The organism is Nocardia brasiliensis ATCC 700358, from assembly GCF_000250675.2.
Classification (GTDB): Bacteria; Actinomycetota; Actinomycetes; order Mycobacteriales; family Mycobacteriaceae; genus Nocardia; species Nocardia brasiliensis_B.
Genome location: NC_018681.1, coordinates 3799296 through 3818957, shown reverse-complemented (window position 1 = coordinate 3818957; position 19662 = coordinate 3799296). Strand labels below are relative to the sequence as shown.

Below are 19662 nucleotides of genomic sequence, written 5' to 3'. Positions count from 1 at the left end.
CGCTACGCTCCTTCCGCTCGGCGGTGCGCGAAGGCCAGGTGCCTGCCTTCGTATTCGGCCAGGGCGAGCAGGGTTTCGGCGATGCGCGCGGTCTGCACGGTGCCGCCCGCGGCGGCCCGCATCCGGGCGTGCATCAGCAGGGGCGGTAGTTTGCGCCACAGGGTCACCGCGCGCTCCCAGTGTTCGCGGCCCGCGTCGTCGAGCACCTCGTCGTCGAATTCCGCGGCCCACAGCAGCAGTTCACGCTGGCGCAGGGCCTGCCAGAGGTCATCGATCTGGGTGAAATCACCCGGGGTCGTGGCGAATTGGTAGCGGCTCGCCAAAGCCACCAACGCGTCCGCACCCACCAGCCGGTCTGCGCGCGGCACGAGCAGGTCCACAGGGCGGGCCTGCAGCCAGCGATAGGTCCGGCCAGCCTGGATGTCCGAGGTGCCGGCCATCGCTTGTTCGCGCAGCAGCGCGACCGTGTCACCCGAGCCGAGGCTGACCGACCACTCCCGCAGTTCGGCGGCCGAGAGCACCGGAACCCGTTGCCCGGCTTGCAGTCCGAGCTCGGTGGTCATGGTGAGCGGGTCCTCCACCACCCAGCCGTCGACAGTGGCCACGATGGCGAGCCAGTGCGGCGCGTGCCATTTCTGATAGCCGTGCTGCCAGGGCAGGTGGAAGATGTCGGCGAGCAACACGACCGAACCGTGCGCGGCCACCTGCTCCTCCAACGCGTGGTACGCCGTGGCCCAGTCGTCGTCGCCGTGCACGCCGAACCCCAGCGCGGGCAGCGGGGCGGTGGCGTCGTGTTCGAACAGCAGCAGGTCCTGCTCGGCGGGGGTCACCGCCAGGGTCGGGCCGCCCGCGAGCAGCGGCCGCCACCACCGGGTTTCGCCGCGAGCCAGCAGCGTACTCGCCAGCGCCGCGGTGAAGCAGGTCAGTTTGTCGCCATGAGTGGACAGTGCGGTGGTCATTTCTCGCCTCGTACCCGGAGCGTGCCGTCGAGGTAGGCGGTGCGGGAGGCCGAACGCTGGATCTTGCCGCTGGACGTGCGGGGAATCCCGCCGGGGCTCAGCAGCAGCACCTCGTGCACGCCCACGTCGTGCACCCGGAAGATGGCTTCGCGCACGGCATTGCGCAGTTCCTGCGCGGTCGTGGTGTCGTCGGCCGGAATCCTGGCCTCGACCAGCACCACGATCTTCTCCTGCACGCCGACTTCGATGGAGAAGGCCGAGCAGCGCCCCGGCAGCACCAGCGGATGTGCCTGCTCCGCAGCGTCTTCGAGATCCGGCGGGTAATAGTTGCGGCCGTCGATGATGATCAGGTCCTTGAGCCGGGTGGTCGGATAGACCTCCCCGTCGTGCAGGAAACCGATGTCGCCGGTGCGCAGGTAGTACTTGCCGTCGCGCGGCGAGAGTTCGCCGCGGAACGTCGCTTCGGTCTCCGCGGGGCGGTTGAAGTAGCCGGAGCAGAGCGAGGGCCCGTGCACCCAGATCTCGCCGAGCCGGTGCTCGGGCAGCGGCTCCCTGGTGTCCGGATCGACGATCTGCACCGCCGTGCCGGGTGCCGGAGCGCCGCCGCTCACGATGTCCGCGCCGTCCGGCGCGACCACCACGGACCCCGCGGCCAGCGCCGTGCGGTCCACCGTGATGGTCTGCACGCCGGACAGGGTGCGCCAGTTGACCGAGACCAGCAGTGTCGCCTCGGCCAGGCCGTACCCGGCGATCAGGCTCGACTCGGACAGGCCGTGTCCGGCGAAGGCGGCGTAGAACTTTCGGATCGTGCTGACCCGCACCGGCTCGGCCCCCGACAGGGCGTACCGCCAGCGGCTCAGGTCGATGCCGTCGAGGTCGTCGGGGCCGACCCGTTCGGCGCACAGTTCGTAGCCCACGTTCGGGGAGGCGGCGAAAACCTGCGCGGGATGGTCGCTGATCGCCCGCAACCAGCGTTGCGGCCGGCGCAGGAACGAAGTGGGCGACATCTGAACCACGCCGTGGCCGTTGATGATCGGCATGATGACGCCGACCATCAGGCCCATGTCGTGGAACAGCGGCAGCCAGCTGACGAAACCGACCTCGTCCTCGGGCCCCACCCCGACGTGGTACATCATCTGGTAGGTCTGCCTGGCGTTGGCGAGCAGGCCGCGGTGCGGCACCATCACGCCCGCCGGGGTGCGGGTGGAGCCGGAGGTGTACTGCAGCAACGCGATCTGTTCCCGATCGACCAGCACCGGCTCCCAGTCGGTCGCCAGCCGCGCGTTCACCTCGCCGGTGGTCACGATCAGCCGCGTCGTATCGGTCGGCGAATTGTCCAGCCACGCGGTCACATTGGGTAGCGCGTCGTCGGTGGTGACGAGGCAGGCCGGGTCGGCGTCGACGCAGACCGCGTCGATCCGGCCGTTGGAATTGTGCGCACTCGGCGGATACAGCGGCACCGCGATGATGCCGGCGTACAGGCAGCCGAAGAACGCTTTCACGTACTCCAGGCCCGGCGGCAGCAGCAGCACGGCCCGGTCCCCCGGGTGCGCCACCTGGAGCAGCGTGGCCGCGTAGGCCCTTGCCGCACGGTCGATTTCGGCGTAGGTGAGCGACTCGGTGACACCGGCCGTGGCGGTCGAATCGGGATAGCTCAGGAAGCTGTAGGCGAGCCGGTCCGGATGCTGGGCGGCCTGTCTGGTCAACGCGCGCACCAGCGTGTCGTATTCGATATCGCCCCCGGTGAGCAGTGTCGTGGTCATACTCCGACCTCCTGTGGTGACGGCGCGGCGAGGAAGCCGACCTTGCGGAAGTAGTCCAGGTAGCGGGTGAACAGGTCGTGCGCGACCGGCGGGCAGTGCACGCCGGCCTGCGCCAGCGCGGTGACCGCGTCATCGACCTCGAACTGGATCGACGGCGTCAGCCCGTCACCGGCGTTCAACAGGCTCAGCACGCGGTAGGACGCCGAGCCCGCGCCCGCCTCGGCCGCGTGCGCGGCGATCGCGGCACGCCACTCGTCGAGGGGCACCAGCCGCACCGGCGTGCCGCTCGCCCGCAGCCAGCCGACGGCTTCGGCGAACGAGCCCGGCGCGGGGTTGCGCACGTGATAGATGTGCGTCCCGGGCCGGGTGTTCCGGGCCAGTTCGACCATGGCGGCGCCGGTGAAGTCGGCCGGCGCCAGATCCACCGCGAAATCCACCTCGGGTGCGCGGCCGACCTCCTCGCTGGCCTTGACGAGCAGCCAGAAGAAGTCGCTGGTCTGGCAGGCGCCGGTGCGGCTGTCGCCGCCGATGCGACCGAGCCGGAACACGTTGACCGGCACACCGCGCGCACCGGCCGCGCAGACCAGCCGTTCGGCGACCCACTTGCTTTGCAGGTAGCCGAGGGACAGTTGCGACGGGTCCTGCGCGGGCCGCCGTTCGGTGACCCGGCCGTCCACCGCGTCGCCGGGACCGAGCACATACAGCGAGGACACGAAATGCAGTGGCGCACCGCTGTTCCTGGCCAGGGTGAGGAGTTCGTCGGTGCCGCGCACGTTGGCCGCCGCCAGCACCTGGTACGGCAGCGCGAAATTCACGTGCGCACCGTTGTGGTAGATCGCATCTATCGTGCGGCCGAGCAGCAGGAACTGCTTCTCGCTCAAACCGAGTCGTGGTTCACCCAGATCACCGAGTACCGGCACGACCCGGTCGAACGCGGTGCGCGGCAGTTCGTAGGCGTCGAAGGTCGCCGCGAGCCGGGCCAGGCCCGCCTCCGTGGTGTCCGCGCGGACCAGGCAGTGCACCCGGGATTCGGTGCGCTCCAGCAGTTCCCGCAGCAGGAACGCGCCGACGAAGCCGGTCGCGCCGGTGAGCAGCACCTCCCCGGTATCCGGCCGGGCGGTGGTCCACGGTCCGGCGGGCCAGGAGTCGATGACGGCCGCCACCTCGGCGGCCAGGTCGATCGCCGCCTCCGTCGACGTCTCCCCCGCCAGCAGCGCCACCACACCGGCGACCGTCGGCCGGGCGAACAGCGAGCCGAGCGGAATGTCTTCGCCGAAGGTCTCTTTCAGGCGCAGGATGAGCTGCGCCGCGAGCAGCGAGTGACCGCCCAGATCGAAGAAGTTGTCGTCCCGGCCGACCCTGGGGCTACCGAGCACCTGCGCGAAGACGCCCGCGACCCGCTGTTCGAGCGGCGTGCGCGGCGGCTCGTAGGCCACCGGGTTCCGCCGCAACACCGGTGCGGGCAGCGCGCGACGGTCCAGTTTTCCGTTGGTGGTCAACGGGAATTCGTCCAGCACCAGCACGGCCGCCGGCACCATGTGCTGCGGCAGCTTGCGCGCCAGGTGGGCCCGCACGTCGACCACGAGATCGTCGCGCGCCTTGACCCGCAGCGGATCCGAGACGATGAGATCGCCGGGCCATTCGGCGGCCCGCGCCGGCGCACCGGACAGCGCGACGTCCCAGCCGGTCGCCACGACGTCGTAGCGCCCGCCGGGGCGGCGCAGCGCCTCGATCCGGTACGGCGCCCGCTCGGCGAGCGCGAGATAGTCCTCGGGGCTCACGCCGCCGGAATCGGCCAGCACGGCGCGGATCTGGGCGGCCGTCGCCCGGCCCCGTCGCAGCTCCTCGACCACCGCGAGCGGTCCGGCGACCCGGGCGTCGAGCACATCGGTGACAAGCACGGCCGCGGGCCGATCCTGTTCCAGCACTTCGGCCAGTCGCTGCGGTGTCGTCGTCGCGTCGAGCACCTTGGGCCGCACCGGAAGTCCGCGGGCGCCCGCGTACAGCACGGCGTCATAGCGGAATCGGGACATCTCGTTGAGCCGCACACCGCGCTTGAGCCGGCAGCGGCTGCCGGTCAGCACCGGGCTCGCGGCGACGAAATCCTCGAAATACTCGGGCGAGATCACCAATTCGGCGTCCCGGTCCAGCGCGGCGCGGACCGCGGGCGCGAGTTCGCTCGCACCGGCGGACGGTGCGTTGGTCGCCTCGACCGTCGCGTGGAACGATTCGCTGAGCACCAGATCGCGGACGTCGCCGACGAACAGCACGCCCTCGGGAGCGAGCAGCCCGGCCGCATCCTGCAGCACCCGGCTGAGGTAGTCGGCGCTCGGGAAGTACTGCACCACAGAGTTGATGAGCACGACGTCATAGGAACCGGTGAGGTCGGCGGGCAGTGCGTCGGCGGCGCACAGCTCCAGCCGGACGTGCGCCAGTTCGGGATCGGGGCCGACGATCTTCGCCCGGACGTTCTCGATGGCGGACGCGGACACGTCGGTGGCGTCGTAGACCTCGCACAGCGGTGCCAGGCGGGACAGCAGTAGCCCGGTGCCACAACCGATTTCGAGTATGCGGCGCGGTGCGAGCGACCGCACGGCCGCGACCGTCGCCTCGACCCACTCCCGCATGTGCTCTTCGGGAATGGCGGCATTGGTGTAGGAGCTGTTCCAGCCGGAGATGTCGAAATCGGCGTCGCCTTCGCGACCCTGCCGATAGGTGCTGTTGAACACGACCTGCCAGGTGGCGACCTGATCCTGTTCCGCGCCCGCCGCGTCGGCCGTCACGTCGCCCGGCGTGAAATAGGCGACCAGCGAGACGTTTCCGCCGGTGTCCTTGCGCGCCAGCACGACCGACTGGTCCACGCCGGGGTGCGCGGTGATCGCCGCCTCGATCTCGCCGAGTTCGATCCGGAAGCCGCGAACCTTGACCTGCTGATCGATCCGGCCCAGGTATTCGAGGTCACCGTCGGCGCGGCGGCGAGCCAGATCGCCGGTGCGATAGACGCGGCGACCGTCCAATACTGGACTCGCCACGAACCTTTCGGCCGTGAGTTCGTCGCGGCCGAGGTAGCCGCGGGCGACGCCGGGGCCGGACACCAGCATCTCCCCGGCCACACCGTCGGGGACGGGGCGCCCGGCGGGGTCGACGATCAATACCCCGAGGTCCGGCAGCGGCACACCGATCAGGCTGCCCGCCGCCGATTCCACGTCGGCCCTGGTGAGTTCGCGGTAGGTGACGTGCACGGTGGTTTCGGTGATGCCGTACATGTTCACCAGGCGTGCGGCCTGGCCGAACCGATCGAACCAGGGGGTAAGCGTGGCGAGGTCGAGCGCCTCGCCACCGAAGATCACCCAGCGCACCGCGAGTTCGGCGCCCGGCGCGCTCTCCAGCGCACGCAGCAACTGGGTGAACGCGGACGGGGTCTGGTTCAGCACCGTGACCTGCTCGCGCGCAAGCAGTTCCGCGAACTCGGCGGTGGACCGGCTCACCGACCCGGGCACCACCACCAAGCGGCCGCCGTGGAGCAGCGCGCCCCACATTTCCCAGACCGAGAAGTCGAAGGAGTAGGAGTGGAACATCGTCCACACGTCCCGCGCGCCGAAGTCGTACCAGCGGGCGGTGGTCGAGAACAGCCGCACCACGTTGGCGTGCTCGATCACGACGCCCTTCGGCACTCCCGTCGACCCGGAGGTGTAGATGACGTAGCACGGGTCGTGCGGTCCGGCCTGCGCCGGCGGGAGATCCGGCGCGGATTCCGCGGGCAGCTCGTCGATCAGCAGCAGCTCCGGACCCGCGCTCTCGGTCGCCGAGATCAGCGAGCTGTGGCTGATCACCAGGCGCGCACCGGAATCGCCGATCATGAACTCGATCCGGTCCGCCGGATACATCGGGTCGAGCGGTACGTAGGCGGCGCCGGCGCGCAGCACGGCGAGGATCGCCACCACCACATCGGCGGAGCGCTCCAGGTGAATGCCGACGAAGGATCCCCGATCGACGCCGCGGCCCCGCAGCCGGCGGGCCAATCCGTCTGCGGCGGCAGCCAGTTCGGCATAGGTCAGCGCGCTGTCGCCGAAGGTGAGCGCCACCGCCTCGGGCGTCTTGATCGCCTGAGCCGCGAACAGCTCGTGCAACGTGAGCTGAGCCGCGGCGGCGGGCGCACACGGCAGCGCCGCGGCGAGCGCCCGCTGGCGTTCGCCGGATTCGAGGAAGTCCAGTTCTGCAAGCGCGGTGTCCGGTGCCGTGACCACCGCGGTCAGCAGCGCGACGAAGTGCCGGGCGATCGCGGACACGGTCGGCTCGTCGTAGAGGTCGACGTCGTATTCGAACGCGCCGGCCAGTTCGGCGCCGACCTGCCGCAGGGTCACCAGCACGTCGAATTTCGTGGTGCCCGAATGCACTTCGACGTACTCGGCGTCGAGGCCGGGGATGGTGAGTTCGGGCAGGCTGGTGTTCTGTAGCACCACGGCGGTGCGGAACAGCGGCGAATGGCTGAGTTCCCGGTCGGGGCGCACGTGTTCGACGACCAGGTCGAACGGGGCCTCCTGGTGATCGAACGCGTCGAAGACCACCCGCTGTTCGCGGGCCAGCAATTCCCGGAACGTCGGCGCCCCGGACAGGTCGGTGCGCAAAGCGAGCGCGTTGACGAAGAACCCGATGAGCGGCTCGACCTCGGGCCTGGTCCGGCCCGCGATCGGCGTGCCGACGGTGATGTCCTCCGCGCCGGTGTAATACCGCAGCAGCGCTTTGAATCCCGCCATCAGCGCGATGAACAACGTTGCGGGACGGTCGTTCACCCTGACCTCGTCGGCCAGGCGGCGCAGGCCGGCCAGCACCGGCGCCGGGATCGTGAACAGCACCCGCGCCCCGCGGTTCGCCGGTTCGAGCGCACGGGGCCGATCCGGATGGAACGTCACCAGCGGCGGCTCGTCGCCGAGCACGCCACGCCAGTAGTCGAGATCGGCGCCGAACTTGTCGCGCTGCGCGAGATCCTGTAACCAGACCGCGTAGTCGGGGTACTGCAGCGGCAGTTCCGGCAGCTCCGGCGCATGCCGCCCCGCGGTGAGATCGGCATAGGCCGACATCAGCTCGGTGGCGAACACGCCGAGCGACCACCCGTCGGAGATGATGTGGTGCATCGCGACGGCGAAGATCGCGTCGTCCGCGCCGAGCCGCACCAGCAGCACCTCGACCAGCGGACCGGACAGGTCGAACACCGTCCGGCTGAACCGCTCGACCTGTGCTATCGCGTCGGCGAGCGGTCGCGCCGGGTCCAACTGTGCCGAGCTCACCACGGTCATCGGCAGCGGGGCCACCGGCCCGACCACCTGTACCGGAACCCCCTCGCGCACTTCGATACTGGTGCGCAGCGATTCGTGCCGCGCCACCACCAGCGACAGCGCGCCCTGCAGGGCAGCAATATCCAAGTGGCCGCGCAGGCGCAGCGCCAGCGGCATCGTGTACGTCGCCCGGTCGGGGAACAGCTGCTCCAGGAACCAGATCCGCTGCTGCGCGGCCGAAAGCGGCGCGGCCGCGGCGGGATCGGGCCGGCGCGGAATGGCCGCGCGCGGCGTATTGCCCGCGGCCCAGCGCCGCAGCAACTCGCGGCGGGAGGCGCCGGTATCGACGAGTTCAGGCATTGTTGCTCCGTTCTTCGGCCGCCCCCGGCTGATTCAGCAGCAGTTCGACCTCGCTGTCGGACAGCTCGTCCAGCCGTCGCATCAGGTGCGCGGCGATGGTCTCGGCCATCCCCGCGACGGTCGGGCCCGCGAACAGTTCGCCCAGGGCGAGTTCCAACGGGAAGACGGCGCGCAGCTGGGTGGCGACGTGCACCGCGAGCAGCGAATCGCCGCCCAGCTCGAAGAAATTCGCGTCCACGCCGACCGCGTCCACGCCGAGGGCGGCACACCACACGGCGCGCACGCGCTGCCGCACCGCCGCGACGAACTCATCCTCTTCGGCACCCGCGGTATCGCTCGCGTCGGTGGCGGCAGGCTCCGGGGAGTGCTCCACCGTGCGGACGCGGGTAGCCGCGGTCTCCGGCGGATCGACCCAATAGCGCTTCAGCGCAAAGGGATACGTGGGCAGGGCGACCGCCGCGGGCGTCCGGTCACCGTAGATCGCCTCGAAGTCGACGTCCACGCCGGACAACCACAGGCGACCGGCCGCCTCGACGATCGCCGATTCCGGCGCACCGGCCCCGAGGCCGACGCCGAGCGTACCGACCGTGGCCGACCCGCGATCGGCGGTGCGCAGGAACGAAACCAGCGATTTGCCCGGGCCCACCTCGAGCGCGACGGTGGCCAGATTGCGGGCGAGCAGCCCGAGGGCCGCCTCGCGGAAGCGAACCGTGCTGGTCATCTGCCGGGCCCAGTACGCCGGGTCCACCGCTTGCTCGGCGGTGATCGGGGCGCCGGTCACGTTGGACCAGAACGATGTTCGCGGCGACCGGCGGGGTACGCCGCGCACCAGCTCCGCGAAACGCGCCGCGGCTTCGTCCATCAGCGGCGTGTGGAAGGCATGCCCGACCGGGAGCAGCGAGCTCGCCGCGCCTTCCGTGGACAGCTCCGCCGAGAGCCGGAGCAATGCCGCGGGGGCGCCCGCGACCACACAGCGGGTCGCCGAATTGTCCGCGGCCAGCCACACGTCCTCCGGCAGGCGTGCGGCGACCGCGTCCGCGCCCTGGGAGATCGCGAGCATCCCGCCGGGCGGTGCGGCCGCCATGATCCGGCCGCGCGCGACCATCAGGCGCAACGCGTCGGGCAGTTCGAAGACGCCGGCGAGGGTGGCGCAGACCAGTTCACCGAGGCTGTGCCCCAGCAGCTCCGTCGGCGCGACGCCGAACTCGCGCCACATGCCGGCCAGCGCGTACTCCACCGCGAACAACGCGACCTGGGTCTGTTCGGTGCCCTCGGCCTGTCGTATCGCCGCGTCCAGGTCGAATCCGTCCGCGCGGAGCAGCTCCGTGCATTCGCGCAGGCGGCTGCCGAACGGACCTACGGTGGCCGCGAGTTCGAGTACTGCCGCGCCGAGGGCGACCCCTTGCCCGGGGAACAACCACGCCACCGCCGGTGCGGGCACCGCCTCGCCCACCGCGGGCTTGCGCAGCGCCGTGGCCGCCTGCGCCGTCGTGCTCGCCACCACCATGCGGCGATGCGGGAACCGGCGGCGGCGATGCGCCAACGTATGTGCGACAGCGGCCAATTCGACGTCGGTGTCGTCGAGGTGGTCGGCCAGGCGCGTCGCCGCCCGGTCGGCGTCCTGCGGCGTGCGTGCCGAGATCAGCAGTGCGCGTGGGCCGCCCGCCGCCGCGACGGGTGCGGGCACCGGCGGCTGTTCCACGATGACGTGCGCGTTGGTGCCACCGATACCGAACGCGCTCACCCCGGCCCGGCGCACCTCGGCGGACCACTCTTTCAGCTCGGTGTTCACGTAGAACGGGCCGGACGCGAAGTCGATCTCGGGATTCGGCCTGGTGTAGTGCAGGCTGGCCGGAATGCGGCCGTCGCGCACCGTGAGCACCGCTTTGATGAAACCGGCGACGCCGCCCGCGGAATTCAAGTGGCCGACATTGGTTTTCACCGAACCCAGCGCGCAGTACTGCGTGGCTGCCGTGTGCTCGCGATAGGCGGCGCTCAGCGCCGCGATCTCGATCGGGTCGCCCAGTTTCGTTCCGGTACCGTGCGCTTCGACGTAGCCGATGGTGTCGGCGCCGATCCCGGCCGCCGACAATGCCTCTCGGACGACGGCCCGCTGGCCCGCGATGCCCGGCGCCGTGTAGCCGATCTTGTCGGCGCCGTCGTTGTTCACCGCGGAACCGAGGAGCACGGCGTGCACCCGGTCGCCGTCGGCGAGCGCGTCGGCTAGCCGTTTGAGCACGACGACGCCTACGCCGGAACCGAATACGGTGCCGCCGGCGTCGGCGTCGAACGCCCGGCAGTGCCCGTCCGGGGAGAGGATCGAGCCCTCCTCGTAGATGTAGCCGGCCTGCTGCGGCACCTGCACGCTCGCACCGCCGGCCAGCGCTACATCGCACTGGAAGTCCAGCAGGGCTTGCGCCGCCTGGTGAATCGCAACCAGCGAGGTGGAGCACGCGGTCTGCACCGCGAAACTCGGTCCGGTCAGGTTGAGCTTGTAGGAGACCTTGGTGGCCAGGTAGTCCGAGGCGTTGCCGTGCAGGGCGTGCAGTTGCGAACTCGGGGTCTGGAACAGGCTCGCGTGCCCGGCCAGATTGCGCAGCAGATAGGTGCTCAGGCCCGCGCCCGCGAAAACACCGACGGAGCCGGGGTTCTCGGTGGCGAGGCGGCCGCTGTCCTCCAAGGCTTCCCACGCGCACAGCAGGAACAAGCGCTGCTGCGGGTCGGTCAGCTGGACTTCCCGCGGGCTCATGTCGAAGAACTCCGCGTCGAACTTGTCCGCGTCCGGTAGCAGCGCGCCCACGTGCACATAACCGGCGGGCGGGTCGGCGGGCATGGTCTCCGGCGCGAGCGGGCGCACCGATTCGCGGCCCTCGCACAGGTTGCGCCAGTACTCGGTGACCGTGTCGGCCCCCGGGAAGCGGCAGGCCATGCCGATCACGGCGATCCGGAAATCGTTGTCGTCGTGCGTCATCGCGGCTCCCCGCTCTCGTCGTCGGACAGGTGCGGCGGGGGCGACCCCGCGCTCTGGCGGTGTGCCCGCCGGCGCGCCGCGGCCGCGCGCCGGTCGAGCCCGCGGTCCCCCTCTTCCGGCGCGCTCGCCCGACCGGCCAGGGTTTTCGCGAGTCCGTCGACGGTCGGCGCGGCGAACAGGTCGGTCATCGCCAGTTCGATGCCGAGCCGCCGCTCCAGCAGGCCGCGCACCCGAGCCACCGCGAGCGAATGCCCGCCCAGATCGAAGAAGTTCTGCCCCAGGCCGACCTCCCGGTCGAGCACCTGCGCCCACACCTCGGCGACGACGCGCTCCAGCTCGGTGCTCGGCGCGACGTACACCGGCGGCGCGGCCGGGGCGATCTTGGGCAGCTTGGCCCGGTCGAGCTTGCCCGTGAGACCACGCGGCAGCCGGTCGAGCACCATGTAGGCCGACGGAATCATGTAGTCGGGCAGCCTGGTTCGCAGGAACGCCGACAACTCCAGGTAGTCGGGCTCGAGCGGGCCCTCCTGGGTGAGATAGGCGACCAACCGCGGCACCTCGGCGTCGGCGTCGAGCACCACGGCCGCCTCGGCCACCGTCGGATGTGCGCGCAGGAAGGTCTCCGCCTCCCCCGGTTCCACCCGGTGGCCGCGGATCTTGACCTGCCGGTCCTTGCGGCCGACGAAGACGAGCTTGCCGTCGGGTAAGCGCCGGGCCAGATCGCCCGTGCGGTAGTACGGCACGCCGTCGCGGCCGGTGCCGAACGCCCGCTCGGTGAGTTCCGGTCGATGCCAATAGCCGAGGGCCACATGGGAACTGCGCAGGGCGATCTCGCCGTATACCTCGGTGGGGCGGCCCGCGGCATCCACCAGGTCCACCGCCACCCCCTCGACCGGACGGCCGATCGGTACGCCCGCGCGATCCGCATCGGCGGGAGAAACGATGTGCTGCAACGCCACCGAGCACTCCGACGGGCCGTACAGACTCACCAGCCGGCATGCGGCGGTGAAGTGCTTGCCGAAGTCGATGACGTCGCCGCGGACCACCTCCTCGCCGCCGAGCGCGACCAGGCGCAGCGCCTGCGGTGCCCACGGCCCGTCGGCGTCGCTCAGCAGATAGCGGAAAAGCGTAGGGGTGCAGTGCAGGACGGTGATCCCGGCCCGTTCGATCTCCGCGCGTAGGGCGGCCGGACCGTAGTTGTGCGGGTCGATGACGGACAGCTGCGCACCCGCCACCGCCGCGCCGAACGAATTCAGCACCCCGGCGTCGAAGGTGTAGCGCGCGGGCGCGGCGACGACGTCGTCGGGGCCGAGGCGCAGCCGCCGCGCGTAGGTCACCGCGTGCGCCAACGCGTTGCCGCGGCTCTGCGCCACGCCCTTAGGGCGACCGGTGGACCCGGACGTGTGCAGGATGTAAGCGAAATCGTCGGCGCTGATATGCGATTTCGCCCACGTCGACAGGTCGTTGGTGGGCACCGCGCCGAGCGCGGGGTCCGGATGGTCGGCCCGCGCCGCGACCGGGAACACGTGGGCGCCCCCCGCGACGGCCCGCGCCAGCGCGGTCAGCGACGGATCACACACCAGCGCGGACACATCGGCCTCCTCGAGGATCTCGATCAGCCGTGCCTCGGGAGCCCGCGGATCGAGCGGGACGTAGGCCACGCCCGCGCGCAGCGCCGCCCACACCGCGACGAAACTCTCCGGCGTGTGGTCGTACAGCAGCGCGACCCGGCTGCCGTCCAACCCGGCGCCGATGAGCTGCTTGGCGATCGCGGCGGTGCGCAGGTCCAGTTCGGCGTAACTGGTGACGCGCTCGCCGCCGCGCACCGCCGGTGCGCCGGCGCGCACGTCGATCACCGCGTCCAACCGATCGATCAGTCGCTCGCCCGGTGCGGCCGCGGGCACGAGCGCGGTTCCGGGCAGCTCCCAATCCGGCTCCCCCGCAGCCGGTTCCGTCGGCTCCAGCGCGATCGCGCCGACGAGCTGTGCGGGGTCGGCCACGATTCCGGCCAGCGCGGTCGCATAGTGGCGCAGCGCCCGGTCGGCGCTGGGCTCGTCGTAGAGGTCGAGGCTGTATTCCAGGGTCAGCTTGGCGGTGCCGTCGGTTTCGTCGACGGTGAGATCGAAGTCCATCTTGGCGGTCGCCCGTGGGGCGTCGACCAATTCGACCTCGAGTCCGGCCATGTCGAGCGACGGCGGCGGCGTGTTCAAGTAGTTGAACATGACCTGGGCCAGCGGGGTCCGGCTCATATCCCGGTGTGGCACCATCGCCTCGATGACCTTCTCGAACGGCAGGTCCTGGTTCGCGTGCGCCGCGAGCACGGTCCGGCCGACGCGGGCGACCAAGCCGGTGCAGATTTCCTCCGGGTCGACCCGGGTGCGCAGCGCCAGCGTGTTCAAGAAGCAACCGACCAGCGGCTCGACCGCCGAGCGGGTCCGTCCGGCGATCGGCGCGGCGACGATCAGATCCTGTTGGCGCGTATACCGATTCAGCAGCGTATAGAACGCCGCGAGCAGCACCGCGAAGGTCGTGACGCCCTGCCGGGCGGCGAGCGCGCGGACCTGCGCCATCACCTGGGGGTCGATCGTGTGGCGTGCCACCGCACCACGCGAGGTGCGCCGGGCCGGACGCGGACGGTCGCCGGGGATCTCGGTGACCGTCGGGTCGGCGAGCTCGGCGCGCCAGAAGTCCAGTTGCCCGGCCAGACTCGTCGCGCTGCCGCGCTGCCACTCCGCGTAGTCCGCGTACTGCACCGTCAGCGGCCGCAGCGGCGCGGAGTCCCGGTCGGTGCGGGCGCGGTAGTGCGCCGAGACCTCTTGGCTCAGTACCGCGATCGACCAGGCGTCGCACACGATGTGGTGCAGCGCCAAAGCGAGCAGGTATTCGTCGGGGCCGGATTTGATCAGGCGGTACCGCCAGACCGGGCCTTCCGCCAGATCGAACGGCGCCCGGTACACCTGGGCCGCGAGGTCTGCCGCCGCGCCGGGCCGGGCCTCGGCCGGTAGGTCGCTCAGATCGGTAACCTCCAGCGGCCGTGCGCTATACGGGCGGATCAGCTGGCGCAGCTGTCCGTCCGCGGTGGTCCGGTAGACGCTGCGCAGCACCTCGTGCCGCTGCTCCACCTGTGCCAGTGCGTGTTCCAGCGCGGCGACGTCGAGCACGCCGCGCAGCCGCAGCCCGCCGGGCATGATGTAGGTCGCGTTGCCGGGATCGAGAGTCTCCAGGAACCAGAGCCGCTCCTGGGCATAGGAAACCGCGAGCAGCGCGTCCTCGGCGCGTGGCAGCGCGCGCAGCGGCGGCAACGACTCCTCCTGCGCGGCAGCGGCTTCGATCAGACGCGCCGCCGTGACGATGGTCGGGCTCTCGAACAACTCGCGCAGCGAGACGCTCACGCCGAACTCGTCGAGGATCTGCGAGATCACCCGGGTCGCCGCGAGCGAGGTGCCGCCGAGCAGGAAGAAATCGTCGTGGCGGCCGATCTCGGGCCGGTCCAACGCCGCGGACCACAGTGCGGCCAGCCGGATCTCCCGCTCGCCGATCGGCGCTTCGAACGGGGCGGCCTCGGCGTCGAGCGAATCCTGCTCGCCGGCGATGTCACGCACCGCGTACGTCCGCACCGGGAGGGCGGTGAGCAACTCGTCGACCTTGGTCGTCGGCGCGGCCGCGGCCGCGGCGGCCGCCAGCGTACGGAAGTCCAGCGCGAGATCGGCGGCGGCGGTCGCGGTCAGCAGCGCCGAGTTGTAGGTGAGCTGCACGACCAGCTCCGAGCCCGTCTCGGCGACGTGCATGACCAGGTCGTACAGCGTCGCGCCGGTATCGATGGTGTGCCAGTCGACGGTCAGCCCCCATTCGCTCAGGTCGGGGCGCTCGAGCATTTGCTGGACGAACAGGGTCTGGAACACGGGGCTGTAGCCCGGATCCCACGGCCCGCCGATCGCTTCGACGATCCGCTCGAACGGCACGGTCTCGTCGTCGTAGGCCGCCATCGCGGTGTCGCGGGTGCGGTGCAGCAGCTCCAGGAAGGTCTGGCCGGTCGCGACATCGGCGCGCACCGGCACCGTGTTCACGAAATGCCCGATGGTCTTGGCCAATTCGGCGTACGGCCGGGCCGCCATCGGGATGCCGACGCAGAAGTCGAATCGACCGTAGCGGTGCGCCAGGATCAGCTCGTAGCAGGCGAGCAGGAAGACGAACGGCGGCACACCGTTGGCCGCGGCGGCGGCGCGCACCGCCGCGGTCACCTCGCGCGGAAACGAATCCTCGACGCGCGCACCGTTGTTCCCGACGCGCCGGGGTCGCCGGCCGATCGCGACATCCAGTGGCGGCGCCCCACGCAGGAGCGCGGCCCGGCGCTCGGCGGCGGCCGCCTGCGTGGCCGGGGCTCCGTGTTCGGCGCTCCACACCGCGTAGTCGGCGTACTGCCGCGGCGGTGCGGACAACACGGTCTCCGCACCGCGGCGCAGCGCGCCGTAGGCCAGCCAGAGCTGATCGAACAGCAGCGCGATCGAAAGTCCGTCCAGGACCAGGTGATGCGCGACGACCGCGAGCAGCCACTGCTGGTCGGCCAGCCGAATCAGCGCCCAGCGCACCGGTGGCCGCGTCGCCGGCTCGAACGGCGCGGTCGCCAGCGACTCGAGCAACTGATCGACCGCCGCCGCCCGGGATTTCGCGGGCACCAGCCGCAGATCCGGGGCCTGCCAATCGGCGCCGTCGGTCTCGACGATCTCGGCCCGCAGGCCGTCGGGTGTCTCCGTGAAAATCGTGCGCAGCGCGTGGTGCTGGCTCGTCACGGCGTTCGCCGCCGCCCGCAGGGCCGCCGCGTCCAGCGGTCCGTCGATCCGGATGCCGAGCGGCACATGGTAGATCGCGGGATGACCGGCCAACTGCTCGTGCAGCCAGATGCCGCGCTGGGCCGGGGTGACCGGGAACGGGCCCGCGCCCTCGCGCAGCGGTACGGTGGTGGTGGCCAGGCCCGCCGCGCGACGTTCCCGCAGGCGCGCGAGGGCCAGGCTGCTAGCTGGTGAGTTCATGAGCGGTCTCCAAAAGGGCATCGGCCTGCTCGACCATGAGTTCCTCCAGGGCCGCGGCCACCTGGGCGACGGTCGGCTCCAGCAACATGCGCCGGAGGGCGAACTCGATCTCGAACAGCTCGCGCAGCCTGCGCACGAACTGGGTCGCGGCCAGTGAATGACCGCCGATGCGGAAGAAGTTCTCGAACACGCCGACCTGCTCGAGACCGAGCAACTCCGCCCACATCTCGGCCACGACCTGTTCGTATTCGGTGCGCGGGGCGACATAGTCCGCGTCGGCGGCGAACAGCTCGGTGGTCCGGGTCACCGGAGTGGACTGGATGCTGGGCACACCGTCGACCACCCGATACGACTTGCGGTCGTACGGATACAGCGGCAGCCGTGCCGCCGGCCGGTCCACCGGATCCACACCGGCCCAGCGGATCTCGTGCCCGCGCACGTGCAGTTCGCCGGCCGCGGCCAGCAGCACCGAGAGGTCGTCGATGTCGCGAACCAGCGACGGCACCGCGATGCCGGGCCGATCGTGGTGGCGGAGCAGGCTTTTCAGCATCCCGTTGAGCGCGGGATGCGGGCCGATCTCGACGAAGGTGCTGACGTTGGCCTCGATCATGGCACCGACCGCCGCGGCGAACTCCACCGGCCGCACCACCTGGTCGGACCAGTACAGGCCGTTCAACCGGGTGCCGTCGATCCGATCGCCGGTGACTGTCGAGTAGAACGCGATGCTGCCCGAACTCGGCTGGATGCACGGCATGTCGGCGACGAACTCCGGCAGGCAGTCCAGCATCAGCGGCGAGTGGAAGGCGTAGCGCCCCGGCAGCCGCCGGGTCATCACCTGCGCGGCGTCGAGCCGGGCGAGCAAGCCGTCGACGGCGGCCGTGTGCCCCGAGATCAGGGTCCACTTGGGCCCGTTCGTCCCGGCCAGGTGCACGCGCGGCGGCAGTTCCAGTTCCCCGGCGGGCAGGTTCACCACGGCCATGCAGCCGTTGTCCCGCAGGCGCGCGGTCGCTGTGGCGCGCGCGGCGATGATCTGTGCGGCAGTGCGCAGATCGATCGCACCGCTCACGTGCGCGGCGGCGACCTCGCCGACACTGTGCCCGACGACGGCGGCGGGGACGATCCCCCACGACCGCCACAGGGCGGCGAGCGCGACCTGCAGGGCGAACAGCACCGGTTGCGCGGTGCCGGTGTCGGCCAGGGCTTCGGCGTCGCTGCCGCGGTCCAGCACCGCGAAGGTCGACCAGCCCAGTTCGATCCGCAGCTCACGATCGACCGCCAGCAGCGCGTCCCGGAACACCGGCTGCTGCCGAATCAACTTGCGGCCCATGCCGACCCACTGATTGCCCTGACCGGTGAAGACGAACCCCACCTGGCCGGGACCACTGCGCGGGACCCGGCCCGCCGCCGCGCCCAGCGGCAACGAACCGGCGGCGATCGCGGCGAGCTGATCCGTGAGGTCCGCGTGATCGCGGGCGGGCACCGCGATCCGGAAGGGGTGCTGGGCCCGGCGCGCGGTGGAGGTCTGCGCCAGGTCGGCGACCGGCGGCGCCGAACCGTCGCGCAACAGTGCCAGCCAGCTGTCCACCAGCGCCAGCGTCGACTGCTCACTGCGCCCGGAAAGGCTGACCAGATAGGGCTTTTCGGGCTGGGCCGGCGGTGGCGTCCGAACCGGCCCGGTGGGCGCAGCGGTGAGCACCGCGTGCGCGTTGGTGCCGCCGAAGCCGAACGAACTCACCCCGGCCAGCGCGCGGCCGGCGTGCGCCGGCCAATCCCGGCTCGTGGTGGGCACCTCGAACGGCAGGTCCGCGAAAGCGATGTGTTTGCTGGGCGATTCGAAGTTCAGGTGGGCGGGCACCTGGCCGTGGTGCAACGCCAGCGCAGTCTTCACCAGACCGGTGATTCCTGCGGCCGCCTCCAGGTGGCCCACCACCGTCTTGGCCGAACCGACCAGGAATTCGCCGGTGCCGGTGCGGTTCTCGCCGAACACGGTGCCGAGCGCGCGGGCCTCGATGGCGTCGCCCAGGATGGTCCCGGTGCCGTGCGCCTCGACGTACTGCACGTCGCGCGGATCGACTCCGGCCCGCCGGTAGGCCCGGCGCAGCACCTCGACCTGGGACTGGAAGCTCGGCGCGGTGAGGCCGTTGGTCCGGCCGTCCTGGTTGACGGCCGAACCGAGCAGTACCGCGTACACCCGGTCACCATCGCGCTCCGCCTGGGCCAGCGGCTTCAGCACCACCGCCGCGCTGCCCTCGCCGCGGACATAACCGTCGGCGCGGTCGTCGAAGGTTTTGCAGCGTCCGTCGGCGGCCAGCATGCCCGCCTCGGCCAGCGCCCCGGTGATGTGCGGGTCGAGCGTCAGGTTGACGCCACCGACCACCGCGACGTCGCAGTCGCCGTCGTGCAGGCTGCGCAACGCCAGATGCAGCGCGACCAGCGAGGACGAGCACGCGGTGTCCACGCTCACGCTGGGCCCGCGCAGGTCGTACAGATAGGACAGCCGGTTGGCGGCGATGCTGGCCGCATTGCCGGTGACGGCGGCGATCGGCAACCCCGCGTGCGGGTCGTGGCCGGCCCCGCGGGCGTAGTCACCCGCGGTGATGCCGACGAAGGCGCCGGTCGCGGTACCGGCGAGCCGCTCGATCGGCACGCCCGCGTCCTCGAACGCGTCCGCGACGGTCTCGGCGAGCAGCCGTTGCTGCGGATCCATCACGGCGGCCTCGGCGTCGGCGATGCCGAAGTAGTTGGCGTCGAACGCGTACGGGTCGTCGAGGAAGGAGCCGAACCACGGAGTGCGGTGGTCGCCGGCGGCGTCGGCCTCCGCCGCACCCTGCGACCGGTCGTATCGACTGCGCGGCGCCTGGCCCACCAATTCTTCTCCGTGCCAGAGGGTTTCCCACAGCTGCTCGGGACCGCGCAGCCCGGCGTAGGCGCAGCCGATGCCGATGATCGCCACCGGCTCCTGGCCGGTGTGCGGGCGGGCGGGCGCGGTGGCCGCGGGCACCGGCTCGGCGCTGTCCTGCGGCAGCGGGGCCGGGCCGTCCTGTGCGGCCGCCAATCCTTCGGCCAGTGCGCGCACGGTCGGATATTCCCAGGGCAGATCCGGCGGCAGTGGCTTGCCCATCCAGGTGGAAATCTTGCCGACGAATACCAAGGCCACCGCGGAGGTGAGACCGAAACTGGAAAACGGCTCACTCAACGCGACATCATCGCTGGCAATATCGAGTAATTCACTGAGTGTTTCGGTGAGAAACATGCTGATTTCGTCGGCCGTCCGACGGGCCATTTCTGCAGACATCTAACGCT

Annotated in this window: 6 protein-coding genes; all 6 read right to left on the bottom strand. The window is 71.0% G+C overall.

The genetic code is table 11. The features are described from left to right. Nucleotides 1-2: 2 nt before the first annotated feature. The 6 genes from O3I_RS17205 to O3I_RS17180 are packed head-to-tail and all read right to left on the bottom strand — an operon-like array spanning nt 3 to nt 19654. On the bottom strand, nt 3-959 hold the full coding sequence (locus O3I_RS17205) for a hypothetical protein (RefSeq protein ID WP_014984221.1): 957 nt from the start codon (nt 957-959) through the stop codon (nt 3-5). Beyond that, the gene (locus tag O3I_RS17200; RefSeq protein ID WP_014984220.1) at nt 956-2722 is read right to left on the bottom strand and encodes a fatty acyl-AMP ligase; all 1767 of its coding nucleotides are present in this window, start codon (nt 2720-2722) and stop codon (nt 956-958) included. The genes O3I_RS17205 and O3I_RS17200 overlap by 4 nt, the downstream gene beginning before the upstream one ends. Next, nucleotides 2719-8358: a non-ribosomal peptide synthetase gene (locus O3I_RS17195; RefSeq protein WP_014984219.1), complete on the bottom strand. Its 5640-nt coding sequence runs from the start codon at nt 8356-8358 to the stop codon at nt 2719-2721. Before O3I_RS17195 ends, O3I_RS17200 begins: the two co-directional genes overlap by 4 nt. Then, entirely contained in the window at nt 8351-11329 is a 2979-nt protein-coding gene (locus tag O3I_RS17190; protein WP_014984218.1) for a type I polyketide synthase, read from the bottom strand. The genes O3I_RS17195 and O3I_RS17190 overlap by 8 nt, the downstream gene beginning before the upstream one ends. Further along, on the bottom strand, nt 11326-16359 hold the full coding sequence (locus O3I_RS42700; RefSeq protein WP_014984217.1) for a non-ribosomal peptide synthetase: 5034 nt from the start codon (nt 16357-16359) through the stop codon (nt 11326-11328). Before O3I_RS42700 ends, O3I_RS17190 begins: the two co-directional genes overlap by 4 nt. After that, nucleotides 16343-19654, bottom strand: a complete 3312-nt coding sequence (locus O3I_RS17180) for a type I polyketide synthase (RefSeq protein ID WP_081594019.1) — start codon at nt 19652-19654, stop codon at nt 16343-16345. Before O3I_RS17180 ends, O3I_RS42700 begins: the two co-directional genes overlap by 17 nt. Nucleotides 19655-19662 lie beyond the last annotated feature (8 nt).

Excerpts from the sequence above, each read along its gene's own strand:
- O3I_RS17180 (WP_081594019.1), bottom strand. The coding sequence starts at position 19,654 with ATGTCTGCAGAAATGGCCCGTCGGACGGCCGACGAAATCAGCATGTTT.
- O3I_RS42700 (WP_014984217.1), bottom strand. The coding sequence starts at position 16,359 with ATGAACTCACCAGCTAGCAGCCTGGCCCTCGCGCGCCTGCGGGAACGT.
- O3I_RS17205 (WP_014984221.1), bottom strand. The coding sequence starts at position 959 with ATGACCACCGCACTGTCCACTCATGGCGACAAACTGACCTGCTTCACC.
- O3I_RS17200 (WP_014984220.1), bottom strand. The coding sequence starts at position 2,722 with ATGACCACGACACTGCTCACCGGGGGCGATATCGAATACGACACGCTG.
- O3I_RS17190 (WP_014984218.1), bottom strand. The coding sequence starts at position 11,329 with ATGACGCACGACGACAACGATTTCCGGATCGCCGTGATCGGCATGGCC.
- O3I_RS17195 (WP_014984219.1), bottom strand. The coding sequence starts at position 8,358 with ATGCCTGAACTCGTCGATACCGGCGCCTCCCGCCGCGAGTTGCTGCGG.